Raw genomic sequence first — 12,129 nt, forward strand, 5'->3', positions numbered from 1 at the left:
CATCTACGCTCGGGGCATGAGCGTCCCGACCTCCACGCCTGACAGCGACCGGCAACCGTGACAGGCGCCCTGTCAGCGCTGGTCGACCGCGCGACGTCGCTCCTCGACCGGCCGGGTCGTGCTCTCCTCGGCGTCACGGGAGCCCCCGGCGCCGGCAAGTCCACGCTCACCGAGACGCTGCTGTCGCACCTGAGCGCCGCGATGGGCGCGGACGCGGTCGGCCACCTGCCGATGGACGGGTTCCACCTCGCGGACGTCCAGCTCGACCGTCTCGGGCGCCGCAACCGCAAGGGTGCGCCCGACACCTTCGACGTCGACGGCTACGTCGCCGCGCTGCGCCGTCTGAACGACGAACCCGACCGCACGCTCTTCGCCCCCGGCTTCGAGCGCGACCTCGAGCAGCCCATCGCCGCCGCCATCGCGATCCCGCCGTCAGCGCGGCTCGTGGTCACCGAGGGCAACTACCTCCTCCTGCCCGACTGCGGCTGGGAGCGCGCACGCCCGCTGCTGACCGAGGTCTGGCACGTCGAGGGCGACGACGACGTACGCCGTGAGCGACTGGTGCGCCGGCACGAGCAGTTCGGCAAGTCCCCCGAGGCCGCTCGGGCGTGGGTCGACCAGGTAGACGAACCCAACGCACGACTGATCAGCGCCACCCGCGACTCCGCGGACCTGCTGGTACAGCTGGATCAGCCCTGACCGCTGGAAGCGTTCTTGCTCGCCTGATCCTTCTTCCGCGCAGGGTCCTTCTTCTGCTTCTGCTTCGGCACGGGAGCCGGATCCGAGGACTCATCGGGCGCGATCACACCGACGAGCTGTTGACCTGCCCACTCTCCGGCCTCCTGCAGACCCCCTGTGAACACGGCGGCCAGCAGCAACAGGGTGCCCGCCAGCGCGACCACCGGCCGAGAACGACGCTTGGACGAACGGCGCGCGGGCCTCGCCGTCTTGGGTGCTGGCGCAGCCGGCCGCACCGCGCCATGACGGATCGCATCCGCACAGCGCGCGACCTCGTCCGGCCCGAGCACCGGCGGGCGAGAGGTCAGCACGCCAACGAGATTCGCCGTCGAGCACACCGTCACGTTCGAGGACGTGGCATTGACCTCCTCGTCGCGCACGAAGCAGAGCACGCCGACACAGTCCAGTGGCGACACCAGTGCCTGCACCGCGATCGCTGCCGCCGTGACGGAGGAGACGGCGTCCTCGCGGCGTCTCCCGTTCTGCGTCAGCACCTGGTCACGGACCTCGACACGCCCCGACCAGTTCTTGGCGTCCACGACGAACACCCCACCCGGCCCGATCACGACGTGGTCGAGGTTGGCGCGCTGGCGCCCGGGCCACGCGAGGTCGTGGAGCACGACCCAGTCGGCAGGTAGCGCGGCCAGCGCCGTGGCGACAGCGACCTCCCCCGCCGCGCCCTGCTCCCACAGAGCGGCCGAGCGCTCGAGGCGCGCGGCCTTGTCCCGCTGCTTGCGCGCAACGTCGTACGCCGACTTTCCTGCTGACATTCCTGTCACCCCCGGCGCACGAGCCTAGGCATTGCCACCGCGGCATGCAGCCGAATCCGCCATGATGCCGCCGTGCGCATCGGGACGTGGAACCTTGCCGGACGCTGGTCGGACGAGCACCGGAGATTGATGCTCGATGCCGACTGCGACGTGTGGTTGCTGACCGAGGTCAACGAACGGACGAGCCTTCCCGGGTACGCCGTCAGTCCGTCGCTGGCGCTGATGGCCCAGCGACGTCGGTGGGCGGCGGTGGCCAGCCGGCTGCCCCTGACCTCGAGCCCGGATCCGCACCCAGCGAGCGCTGCGGCGCAGGTCGGTGCGACGTCGTACGTCAGCTCGGTGCTGCCGTGGAGGTCATGCGGATCGCGTCATCCGTGGGTCGGGGCCAGCCACGCCGACAAGACCAAGCACGCTGTCGACGACCTCGTCCTGCGCCTCGGAGCCGCTGACTCCCTCGTCTGGGGAGGCGACTGGAACCACGCCCTGGACGGGCGCGAGTACGCCGGATCGCAGGGCGGTCGCCGCGAGATCGCACGGGCCGTCGCTGAGCTCAGACTGGTGGTCCCGACTGCCGAGCTGCCGCACCCGATCGAGGGGCTGCTCAGCATCGACCACATCGCCGTCCCAGAGGGGACAGCGGCAACCGCCAGACGGGTGGAAGCCACGCACGAGTGGAAGCGCCTGTCGGACCACGACGCCTATGTCGTCGACACCGACCTCTGATCGTCACCGGGTGGTCCCGGCCTCGTCCTCGTCGAAGAGCGCGAGCTGGTCGAGCTGCACCTTGCGCACCGGGGCGTCGACCATCAGGCGCAGCCCGGCGCGCATCCGAGCCGCCAGGTCGCGGAGGTAGTCGTGCCGGGCCTGCAGCACCTTCTCCCTGCTGCGCTGCCCCGCTGCCCGTGCCTCCCTGATCCGCGTGCGCGTCTCGCGGCGGCGCTTCTCGGTGATCCGGATCGCCTTGAGCAGCAGGCCGGTGTCGTTGCCGTAGATCCGCACCATCGCGGCCGGACCCACCGACCCGCGGTCGTCGCGCTCGAGCTCCGCCATCACGGCGTAGGCCGTCTCGAACCGACTGCCCGGCCGCTCGCCCACAGGCTCGGGCGCCGTGCGGACGCGCTCGGCGAGGTCACGGGCCCAGCCGTCGACCTGCGACAGCATCCGGAGGACCTCGATGCGGACAGCGGCCGGCTCGGCCACCTCGAGCCCGAGCTCGCGCGTGACGCTGATGCGCTGGTCGGTGAGGAAGAACGTCAGGCCGAACTCGGTGCGGTTGAGCCGGTTGACCTCGACCAACGCGGCCTGGCGGTCCGCCACGTCGTCGACCAGCAGGCACGACAGCAGCACCCGCGGAGCGTTCTTGTTGACCGACACCCACACCAGCTGGTCCTCCGTCGGCAGCGGGAGGTCGCCGTCGTCGTCCCACTCCGGCGCCTCGTCGTAGCTGTCCGCCACGGCCAGGTCGATGACCGCTCGGACCTCCTCGACCGACGTCGGTCGGACGACCTCGTCCGGGTCAGGCTGGACGCGCTGCGGCTTCGGCGGCAGAGGGCGTACGGCACCCTCCGGCTCCAGCCCGTCGGCGTCGAGGTAGACGGGGTGGAGCACGCCGTAGACCTCGCGCAGCGCACGGACCACCATCACGGCTGCCCGGTCGGCCTCCCGCAGCTCGAGGTCGAGCCAGAAGTTGGTCTCGCCCTCGGACCAGTCCTCTGCCTCGGGTCGTCGGAACCCGATCCCCTCGAGGGCACGCTCCTGCTCCTCGTCGAGCTCGGACCCGGCCGCGAGGTAGACGTTGCTCACCGCCTCGACGCGCACCACCGCTTCACCGCCTGCCACCTGGCAGTAGGGCGCCGCCCCGGTCTCCTCCTGCGGCGGCACCTCGACGACGATCGAGTCGTCCTCACCCATCCCGGCGACGTGGTCCGCCAGGCGCTGGCGGAACTCCCGCCAGGCCCCCTCCACCGCGTCGTCCCAGCGACGCTCCAGCTCTCCGCCCATGCCTCGACCCCTCACCGGATCGCCCCCGCGATCCCCACGAGAACGACTCTAGGGACGACCACCGACAGTGCTCCCCGGCGCGGATCGAGGCGGTCTAGAACCCACTCCGGCAGTCCTGTCACCCACCGCCGCATCGGCGTAGATTCGAGGATTGCCCTCCCACCCCCCATTCCCGAGAGGTGGGTGACCACACCGAGGAGGGGCAGCGTGTTCATCCAGATCATCCAAGGCACATGCACGCGCCAGCAGGAGCTCCACGAGCACCTGGACACGTGGCGCAACGAGCTCAGCAGCGGAGCACCGGGCTGGCTCGGAGGGACCTACGGGTTCACCGACGACGACATGTTCGTGGGCGTCGTCAGATTCGATTCGCGGGAGTCCGCGATGTCCAACTCAGGCAGGCCCGAGCAGGACGCCTGGGCCGCCAGCATGATGGAGCTCTTCGACGGTCCGGTCGAGTTCCACGACTGTGACGACGTCACCCTGATGATGGACGGCGGGTCGGACAGTGCGGGCTTCGTCCAGATCATCCGGGGCAAGGTCGACGACGTCGACCGCCTCAGGTCGATGATGACCGCCGACACCGACTCCCTGCACCAGATGCGGCCCGAGATCATCGGCGGCACGCTCGCCGTCGAGCCGGACGGCACCTTCACCGAGACCGTCGCGTTCACCAGCGAGGCCGCGGCGCGTCAGGGTGAGCAGGTCGAGCCGCCGCCCGAGGTCCGGTCCGACCTCGAGTACGCCATGACGGACGCGGAGTTCTACGACCTGCACCGCCCCTGGTTCGCGTCGCGCTGAGACGTCCCGCGGGGTGCACCGGGGCGCTCGGGAGCCCCGGGGCGGTCGATCTCACCGCCACTGCATGTCGCCACGACCCTCGGGTACGGAACGCCTTCGACCACCCCCGACCCGAAGGCGGTTCAGCGCGATGAAGGCAGTCACCTGGCAGGGCGTCCACGACATGCAGGTCACGGAGGTCCCCGACCCCCGCATCGAGGAGCCGACGGACGCGATCATCAAGATCACGTCGACCGGCCTGTGCGGCTCCGACCTGCACCTCTACGAGACCCTCGCCCCGTTCATGGAGGCCGGCGACATCGTCGGCCACGAGCCGATGGGCATCGTCGAGGAGGTCGGCCGCGGCGTCAGCAACCTCAAGGTCGGCGACCGCGTCGTCGTGCCGTTCAACGTCTGCTGCGGCTCGTGCTGGATGTGCGACCAGGGCCTCTACAGCCAGTGCGAGACCACGCAGAACCACGAGCACGGCACCGGCGCGAGCTTCTTCGGCTACAGCAAGCTCTACGGCCAGGTCCCCGGCGGCCAGGCGGAGTACCTCCGCGTCCCGTTCGCCGACTTCCTGCCCGTCAAGGTGCCGCACGAGCACGCCGACGACCGGTTCCTCTTCCTCTCCGACGTCCTGCCGACCGCGTGGCAGGGCCTGCAGTACGCCGACGTGCCCGACGGCGGCACGCTGCTCGTCCTCGGCGCCGGACCGATCGGTGACATGGCGGCCCGCATGGGCGTACGCGCCGGCCACCGCGTCATCTCCGTCGACCGCGTGCCGGAGCGGCTCGCCCGCGTCGAGGCGTTCGGCGCCGAGCCGCTCAACCTCGACGACGCCGAGGACGTCGGCAGCGTGGGCGACGTCGTCCGCGAGGCCACCGGTGGCCGAGGTCCCGACGCCGTCATCGACGCCGTCGGCATGGAGGCCCACGGCTCCGGCGGCGCGCAGGTCGTGCAGAAGATGACCGGCCTGCTGCCCGACGCGATCTCGGAGCCGATGATGAAGAAGGCCGGCCTCGACCGCCTCGCCGCCCTGCACACCGCCATCGACGCCGTACGCCGCGGAGGCACCATCTCGATCTCCGGCGTCTACGGCGGCCAGGCCGACCCGATGCCGATGATGCAGCTCTTCGACAAGCAGATCCAGGTCCGGATGGGCCAGGCCAACGTGCGCCGCTGGACCGACGAGCTCCTCGCCATGCTGGTCGAGGACGACCCGTTCGGCGTCGACGCCTTCGCCACCCACCACCTCCCGCTCACCGAGGCGCCCGACGCCTACGCGCACTTCCAGAAGAAGGAGGAGGGCATGGTCAAGGTGGTCTTCCAGCCCTGAGCCGCCCCCGGACTGACCCGCGACCCGCGCGGGTCAGTCCTCGCGGTCCTTCGGCGGACGCCCCCGCCTGGGCACCGGACCCGCGTCACGCGGCTCGCGCCCGGCAGTCTTGAGCGCCTCGCGCAGCAGCAGCTCGATCTGGGCGTTGACGCTGCGCAGGTCGTCCGCGGCCCAGCGCTGCAGGGCGGAGTGCACGGCAGGGTCGAGGCGCAGCAGCACGGACTTGCGCTCTGCGCCTCGCCTGGGAGCCGACTCCCCTGCCTCGTCGCTCACGGACGACCCGATCAGGTGTAGAGCGAGCCGGTGTTGACGACGGGGGTCGTGCCGCGTTCGGAGCAGAGCACCGTGAGCAGGTTGGACACCATCGCGGCCTTGCGCTCGGCGTCGAGCTCGACGATGTCCTTCTGCTCCAGCTGCGCGAGCGCGCTCTCGACCATACCGACTGCTCCGTCGACGATCTTCTCGCGCGCGGCGATGACAGCCGAGGCCTGCTGCCGCTGCAGCATCGCCTGGGCGATCTCCGCGGCATAGGCCAGGGCCGAGATCCGCACCTCGATGACCTCCAGTCCGGCCAGGACGATCCGCTCGGCGACCTCCGAGGCCAGCTCGGCCGAGATGACCTCGGTGTCGCCGCGCAGGGTGACCTCCGTGGCGGCGTTGTCGTAGGGGTGGCTCATCGCCACGTGCCGCAGGGCCGACTCGGCCTGCACCGCCACGAAGTCCTCGTAGTCCTCCACGGCGAAGGTCGCCCGGGCCGTGTCGGCCACCTGCCAGACGACGATGGCCGCGATGTTGATCGGGTTGCCGTCGGCGTCGTTGACCTTGAGCTCGTTGGTCTCGAAGTTGTGCACCCGGACCGAGACGTTGCGCCGGGTGGTCAGCGGGACGATCATCCGCAGCCCCGGCTTGCGCACGGTGCCGACGTAGCGGCCGAAGAACTGCACGACCCGCGTCTGCCCCGGAGCCACGATCGTCAGCGAGGCGGCGAGCAGCAGACCGAGGACGATGATGGCGGCGCCGCCGACGATGAGGCCGATGCCGCCCTCACCGGCGTCCGCGTCGATGATGCCCGCGACCGTCATCCAGCAGCCCAGGCCGAGGAGCAGCAGCGACACGGCCAGCCCGGCGAAGCCGTCGACGGACCACGCCTCCCGTTCGGTCACGTCGACCCGCGTGCCCTCGTGCCCCACCGGGTGTCCTGCCGGCGGGCCGCCCTCCGACTCGCCGATCTCCCCCTGCTGCAGTGCCCGGTCCCCGTCCATGCGGTCAGCCCCTTCTCCCAGAATGTGATTCCAAATAGATATCACATTCCGTGGAAGCCGGTGCAGCTCACCCCGTCACCGGCGCCCGCCGCCGCCTCCCCAGGGCCCCAGCTCGGACGTAGACCACGGTCGTCACCACGTTGAGCACGACGGCGGTCGCGACGTACATCGCCAGGTTGAGCCCGGGCACGAGGTCGGGCGGCAGGGTGTACGCCATGGCGACCCGCGCGGCGGCGTCGAGCAGCGTGCCGATCGCCCAGAGCGTGCTCGACGTACGCCACATCTGGCGGAACCACGGCTCACGCTCCCAGAGCCCTTCCCAGTCGCCCGGCCAGCCCAGCCGGCCCTCGGCCATCGGCCTCGCGAACTGGTAGGCCAGCGGCCGGTCGGACCACCACAGGCTGGCGAGGAACCAGAGGCCGACGCCGCCGGTGACCAGCGCGTCCTTGGCGAGCAGGAACCGCTCGTCGCCGGGGAGCAGGGAGATCGCGAAGCTCGCGAAGAGCAGGACCGTGAAGAACGCCTCGAGCCCGCTGGGCCGATTGCCGCGGAGCAGCGACACGCACGCCGGGACCAGGGACAGCACGGCGCCCACGACCAGCGCGGCGTACACGCTGACGCCGAGGTGTCGCATCAGGTAGTAGAGCGCCGTCGACCCGACGATGCCGAGGAGCGGTCGGAGCAGGGTCACGGATCGGCCCTCGTCGCGCGGTCGAAGAGCTCCACCAGCTCGGCGGCGTACGCCGTGCAGTCGAGGTCGGCGTCGGCCTCCAGCTGGAAGGGCACGGCCTCGACGGCCCGCTGGATCGTGCCGGCCATGACGCGGGTGTCGAACTCCCGCATCGCCCCGGAGCGCTGACCGTCGGCGAGGATCCTCTCGAGGTGGCTCACGTCGCTCGGCGCGGGCCTGCCGTCGCCCCAGGCGCCGGACATCACCACCTGGAGCAGGGCGGACATCGGCGCGCGGTGCGTGTCGGCGTACCCCACGACGCCCTCGACGTAGGCCCTGAGCCGCTCGCCCGGCGTCTCCGCCGCCATGACCAGGGCACCGACGTGCTCGCCGATCCCGGCGACGACGTGCTCGACCAGCGCCGCGACCAGCTCGGCCTTGCCGGCGAAGTGGTAGCTGATCAGCCGCGTGCTGGACAGGCCGGCCCGCTCGCAGATCCGCGCGAACGACGCCTTGGCGAAGCCCTCCTCCGCGACGACGTCGATCGTCGCCTCCAGGATCTGCGCCCGCCGCGCGGTCGCCGCCACCGATCGCTTCGTTACTTGCACGAGTAAGACGCTAGCCCAGCCGGCGGCCTCGGGCAACGCCGACCAATTTTGGTCGCTCCGGACGGGAACCAACCGGTCCTTCCGGTGCGACAGTCTTGTCATGGGGAGCAGCTCGGCACTCGCGGACCAGGACGACACCGCCCTGGTCACGCTGGTCGCCGACGGTGACGCCGCAGCGCTCGAGGAGCTCTACGGCCGCCACGCGCCCTGGCTCGTGGCACGACTGATGCGTCGATGCAACGACTCCGACGTCGTGCTCGACGTCGTGCAGGACACCTTCGTCACTGTCTGGAAGGACGCGCGGCGGTACCGCGGCACAGGGGAAGTCGCGGGCTGGCTCTGGGGTATCGCGTTCCGACGGATGGTGTCGCGACTCCGGTCGCGCAAGGACGTCGTGCTCCTCCCCGAGTGGGACACCGTCGGCCGGGGGCACGTGCCCGCGGCAGAGGACGAGGTGCTGCTCGGGGTGGAGTACGGCGACCTGGCCGGCGCGCTCGCCCGGCTCTCCCCCGAGTTCCGTTCCGTCGTCCAGGCGTGCGTGCTGGACGGTCTGACCACCAAGGAGGCCGGCAAGCTGCTCGGCGTCCGCCAGAACACCGTGAAGACCCGCCTCCACCGGGCCAAGGCCCAGCTCCGCGGATCTCTCGCCCTGCCGCAGGAGGGATGGCGATGACCACCACGTGGCACGTCCACGACGACCTGCTCGCCGACTACGTCGCCGGCCGGCTCGATGCGATCGTCGGCGCCTCGGTCGAGCAGCACGTCGCGCGGTGTGCCGAGTGCCGCGCGTCCACGACGCCGCTGGTCGACCCGCTGCTGCTCGCCCGCGGCTGGGACGCCGTCCGCGACACCGTCCAGTCCCCCGCGTTCCCCCTGCCGGTCCGACTGGCCCGGCGATGCGGGCTCCCGGAGCCCACCGCCGTGCTGCTCGCCGCCGCCAGCTCGCTGCGCACGGCGTGGGTGGTCGGGTCGTTCCTCGCCCTGACCTTCGCGGCGCTGGCCGTCATGCTCGCGGGCGGCCAGCTGCTCGCGCCGTTCCTCCTCGTCGCGCCGCTCGTGCCCGTGATCGGCGTGGCCGCGGCCTACGGTCACCACCAGGACCCGCTCGAGACGCTCGTCGTCACCGCGCCCTACGGCCGTACCCGCCTGATCCTCCTCCGGACCCTGGCGGTGCTCGCGTCCGTGCTGCCCTTCACCGTCCTCCTCGGGCTCTTCCTGCCCGGGCCGGCCTGGCTGGCGGCCGCCTGGCTCGGGCCTGCCGTCGCACTCGTGCCGACGCTGCTCGCCCTGTCCAGCTTCGTCGGCCCGCGGGTCGGAGTCGCCGTGGTCGCCCTCGGGTGGAGCGCCGTCGTCCTGTTCTCGTTGCGCGGCCTGCCCGCGACGTGGCCGGTCGAGGCGACCCAACAGCTCGTCTACCTCGCCCTTGCCGCCGTGTCCCTCGTCGTGCTGGCGGCCCGGTCCAGCCGCGACCGCCGGATGGGAGCAGTCCTGTGAACGCCGTCGAGCTCAGCGCCGTCACCAAGACGTACGGCCGCACCCGCGCGCTGGACGCCGTCGACCTGTCGTTCGACCGAGGGGTCACGGGGCTCCTCGGACCCAACGGCGCCGGGAAGACCACGCTCCTGCGGATCGTGGCCACGTCCATCGCCGCCGACCGCGGCGGCGTACGACTGCTGGGGCGCGACCCGCACGGCTCGCACGCCGAGCTCACCGGGATCCGCCGCGAGCTCGGCTACCTCCCGCAGGAGCTGGGCTACCCCGGCGACATGACGGCCTTCGGCTTCGTCGAGTACGTCGCCGTCCTCAAGGAGTGGAACGACCGCGCCCGGCGGCTCCGGGAGGTACGACGGGTGCTCGAGCTGGTCGGCCTCGGCGACCTGGCGACCAAGCGGGTCTCCAAGCTGTCCGGCGGGCAGCGGCGCCGGGTGGCGCTGGCGCAGGCACTCCTGGGCGACCCGCGGATCCTCGTGCTCGACGAGCCCACGACCGGCCTCGACCCGACGCAGCGCGCCGACCTGCGCCGCACCCTGTCCGCCCTCGGCGGCCACTGCGCCGTCCTGCTCTCCACCCACCAGACCGAGGACGTCGCCGCGCTCTGCGAGCGGGTGGTCGTCCTCGCCGGCGGCACCGTCCGCTTCGACGGCACGGTCACCGACCTCGTCGCCACGGCCGCCGGCCGGGTGTGGCTCTGCGACGACCCCGGCCCCGACGCGCTCGTCAGCTGGCGCACCGGCACGGGCCGCCACCACGTCGTGGGTGGCACGCCGCCGCTAGGCGCCACCGCGACCGAGCCGACGCTCGAGGACGCCTATCTCCTCATGCTCGGCGCCGACGCCGTCCGCGCACCCGCCTGACTCTCATCGGCGCCACCACTGCTCCACCTCCGCATCTCGAGGAGTCACCATGACCAGCACTGCCCTGCCCGTCCCCGGGTCCGGTTCCCACCACAAGGCCCTCTCCGGCATGGCCGGGATCGAGACCCGACGGCTCGTCCGCAACCCGATCTTCCTGGTCGGCGTGGCGCTGGCCTTCGGCGTCCTCGCGCTGATGGTCGCGACCAACGACGACCCGCAGTACACCGACCTGCTCCCGACCCCGCTGATCGCCGCCTTCTTCGTCGGACTCACGAGCCTGGTCGCTCTTGCGCGCCAGACCCGGTCCACCGAGGCGGCCGTCGAGGCCGTCGGCACCGCGCCCGGCACCGAGGCGCAGCGCACGCTCGCGCTGGTCGTCGCCTGCCTCGTCCCGTTCGGGGTCGGCCTCGTCTTCGTGCTGGTCGGGGTCGCGCTCGCCGCGTCGCTGGGTGTGGCCGAGCAGGAGTGGTGGTTCGGCACACTGCCCGACTGGCAGGTGTGGAGCATCCTGCTGGCGACGGGCCCGGTCGCCTGCCTCGGCGGCGCGCTGCTCGGCGTGCTGACCGGCCGCTGGCTCCGGTTCCCCGGGGCTCCGGCCGTCGTGGTCGTCGCCGCGGTGCTGGTCAGCTTCGTCGGGTCGGTCCCGATCGCGTACGGCGACAGCTCCGAGCTGCGGCTGTGGGTGCCGTGGCCCATGTGGCACTCCGGCACGCTCGAGGACGGCACGCAGGAGCTGATGGCCGGCAACCCGCTGGCCCACCTCGGCTACCTCCTGTGCCTGTGCGCCGCCGCGGCCCTCGTCGCGGTCTGGCACGACCGCACTGCCCGTACGCCCCTGCTGCGGGGCGCGATCATCGGCACCGTCGTGGTCGGACTCGGGTGCCTCGTCCTCGCGATGACCACCGGTCCGTCCGACAACCGCGTCTCGGAGCCGATCCCGTTCCGGGTGGAGTGATGGCGCCGCGCTGGTGGTACCTCCGCCGCGGCGTCGCATGGCCCGCCCTCCTGGGCTGCTGCGGGGCGGCACTGGCGGTCGCCGCCGCGCTCGGCCGCTGGCCGTCGACCGCGGTCGTCCTGCTACCTGCACTCCTGGCCTGCTGCGCGGCCGGCGCCGGGTTCGTGTTCGACGAGCGCGCGGCAGCGGTGGTCGCGGTGACCCCGCGCGGCGGCGGCTGGCGGCGTACGTCCCGCCTCGTCGTCGCCCTCCTCCCGCTCACCGTGTGGGGCTCGGTCGTGCTGGCCCGACCGGGCGACCTGCCGCTCGACCGGTGGGCGTGGTGGTCGGTGGGGATGGCCACGCTCGCCCTCGTCTCCGGCGGCGCGGCCCTGGCCTCGCGCCGCGAGGTGGACGCACCCGGCTCGCTGCTGGCGTCCGTGGTGGCGTTCGCCGTCCTGGCGCCGGTCGTGGTGACCGGGTTCCTCGGCTGGGAGTCGGTGTACCCGCTCGCGGACCTCGCGCCCGCCGTGTGGGGGTTCTGGGTGGCTGTCGGCGCCGGCGGTGCCGCCGCGTGGGCCGCCGCGGCTCGGCCGGGGATGGCTTGAGCCACCGACGGGCCTAGCCTCCGGACCGCCCGCGGGTGTAGGCAGGGAGGGTGAGGCGACCGCCC

Annotated in this window: 15 protein-coding genes; 9 read left to right on the forward strand and 6 right to left on the reverse strand. The window is 72.1% G+C overall.

From position 1 onward, the window contains the following. The first annotated feature begins 57 nt into the window (after positions 1 to 57). Positions 58 to 699, forward strand: coding sequence for a nucleoside/nucleotide kinase family protein (locus AC1DP1_RS03425; RefSeq protein ID WP_477505638.1), 642 nt, complete (start codon positions 58 to 60; stop codon positions 697 to 699). On the opposite strand, the gene AC1DP1_RS03430 is transcribed toward AC1DP1_RS03425, so the two are convergent. Beyond that, on the reverse strand, positions 690 to 1,508 hold the full coding sequence (locus AC1DP1_RS03430; protein WP_477505639.1) for a nuclease-related domain-containing protein: 819 nt from the start codon (positions 1,506 to 1,508) through the stop codon (positions 690 to 692). The genes AC1DP1_RS03425 and AC1DP1_RS03430 overlap by 10 nt on opposite strands. A gap of 72 nt (positions 1,509 to 1,580) precedes the next feature. On the opposite strand from AC1DP1_RS03430, the gene AC1DP1_RS03435 reads away from it, so the two are divergent. Then, positions 1,581 to 2,231: an endonuclease/exonuclease/phosphatase family protein gene (locus AC1DP1_RS03435; RefSeq protein ID WP_477505640.1), complete on the forward strand. Its 651-nt coding sequence runs from the start codon at positions 1,581 to 1,583 to the stop codon at positions 2,229 to 2,231. A gap of 3 nt (positions 2,232 to 2,234) precedes the next feature. On the opposite strand, the gene AC1DP1_RS03440 is transcribed toward AC1DP1_RS03435, so the two are convergent. Then, entirely contained in the window at positions 2,235 to 3,509 is a 1,275-nt protein-coding gene (locus AC1DP1_RS03440) for a TY-Chap domain-containing protein (RefSeq protein WP_477505641.1), read from the reverse strand. 207 nt (positions 3,510 to 3,716) lie between these two features. Between AC1DP1_RS03440 and AC1DP1_RS03445 the strand changes: the two genes are divergently transcribed. Next, entirely contained in the window at positions 3,717 to 4,310 is a 594-nt protein-coding gene (locus AC1DP1_RS03445) for a hypothetical protein (RefSeq protein WP_457187132.1), read from the forward strand. A gap of 130 nt (positions 4,311 to 4,440) precedes the next feature. Then, positions 4,441 to 5,628, forward strand: a complete 1,188-nt coding sequence (locus tag AC1DP1_RS03450; protein ID WP_477505642.1) for a zinc-dependent alcohol dehydrogenase — start codon at positions 4,441 to 4,443, stop codon at positions 5,626 to 5,628. 33 nt (positions 5,629 to 5,661) lie between these two features. On the opposite strand, the gene AC1DP1_RS03455 is transcribed toward AC1DP1_RS03450, so the two are convergent. The 4 genes from AC1DP1_RS03455 to AC1DP1_RS03470 all read right to left on the reverse strand — a co-directional run bounded on the left by AC1DP1_RS03455 (position 5,662) and on the right by AC1DP1_RS03470 (position 8,168). Next, a complete protein-coding gene (locus tag AC1DP1_RS03455) occupies positions 5,662 to 5,901 on the reverse strand; it encodes a type II toxin-antitoxin system antitoxin (RefSeq protein WP_477505643.1) in 240 nt (79 codons plus the stop codon). Between the two features lie 11 nt (positions 5,902 to 5,912). Continuing rightward, positions 5,913 to 6,890 carry an SPFH domain-containing protein gene (locus AC1DP1_RS03460; RefSeq protein ID WP_477505644.1) on the reverse strand — a complete coding sequence of 326 codons (978 nt, stop codon included), beginning with the start codon at positions 6,888 to 6,890 and terminating at the stop codon, positions 5,913 to 5,915. A 67-nt stretch (positions 6,891 to 6,957) separates the two neighbouring features. Then, positions 6,958 to 7,581, reverse strand: a complete 624-nt coding sequence (locus AC1DP1_RS03465; RefSeq protein WP_457187124.1) for a VC0807 family protein — start codon at positions 7,579 to 7,581, stop codon at positions 6,958 to 6,960. After that, entirely contained in the window at positions 7,578 to 8,168 is a 591-nt protein-coding gene (locus AC1DP1_RS03470; RefSeq protein ID WP_477505645.1) for a TetR/AcrR family transcriptional regulator, read from the reverse strand. Before AC1DP1_RS03470 ends, AC1DP1_RS03465 begins: the two co-directional genes overlap by 4 nt. 100 nt (positions 8,169 to 8,268) lie before the next feature. Here AC1DP1_RS03470 and AC1DP1_RS03475 point away from each other — a divergent pair, with 100 nt between their 5' ends. Genes AC1DP1_RS03475 through AC1DP1_RS03495 form a run of 5 tightly spaced genes read left to right on the forward strand, consistent with a single transcriptional unit; the run spans position 8,269 to position 12,064 of the window. Further along, the gene (locus tag AC1DP1_RS03475; RefSeq protein ID WP_477505646.1) at positions 8,269 to 8,841 is read left to right on the forward strand and encodes an RNA polymerase sigma factor; all 573 of its coding nucleotides are present in this window, start codon (positions 8,269 to 8,271) and stop codon (positions 8,839 to 8,841) included. Then, positions 8,838 to 9,662: a zf-HC2 domain-containing protein gene (locus tag AC1DP1_RS03480; RefSeq protein WP_477505647.1), complete on the forward strand. Its 825-nt coding sequence runs from the start codon at positions 8,838 to 8,840 to the stop codon at positions 9,660 to 9,662. Before AC1DP1_RS03475 ends, AC1DP1_RS03480 begins: the two co-directional genes overlap by 4 nt. After that, positions 9,659 to 10,522 (forward strand): ATP-binding cassette domain-containing protein, encoded by an 864-nt coding sequence (locus AC1DP1_RS03485; RefSeq protein WP_477505648.1) that lies wholly within the window; start codon positions 9,659 to 9,661, stop codon positions 10,520 to 10,522. Before AC1DP1_RS03480 ends, AC1DP1_RS03485 begins: the two co-directional genes overlap by 4 nt. Before the next feature lie 49 nt (positions 10,523 to 10,571). Continuing rightward, complete coding sequence (locus AC1DP1_RS03490) at positions 10,572 to 11,477, forward strand: hypothetical protein (protein ID WP_477505649.1); 906 nt, start codon at positions 10,572 to 10,574, stop codon at positions 11,475 to 11,477. After that, on the forward strand, positions 11,477 to 12,064 hold the full coding sequence (locus tag AC1DP1_RS03495) for a hypothetical protein (RefSeq protein WP_477505650.1): 588 nt from the start codon (positions 11,477 to 11,479) through the stop codon (positions 12,062 to 12,064). The genes AC1DP1_RS03490 and AC1DP1_RS03495 overlap by 1 nt, the downstream gene beginning before the upstream one ends. Positions 12,065 to 12,129: the final 65 nt, after the last annotated feature.

It is taken from the genome of Nocardioides sp. P4_G10 (genome assembly GCF_056401175.1).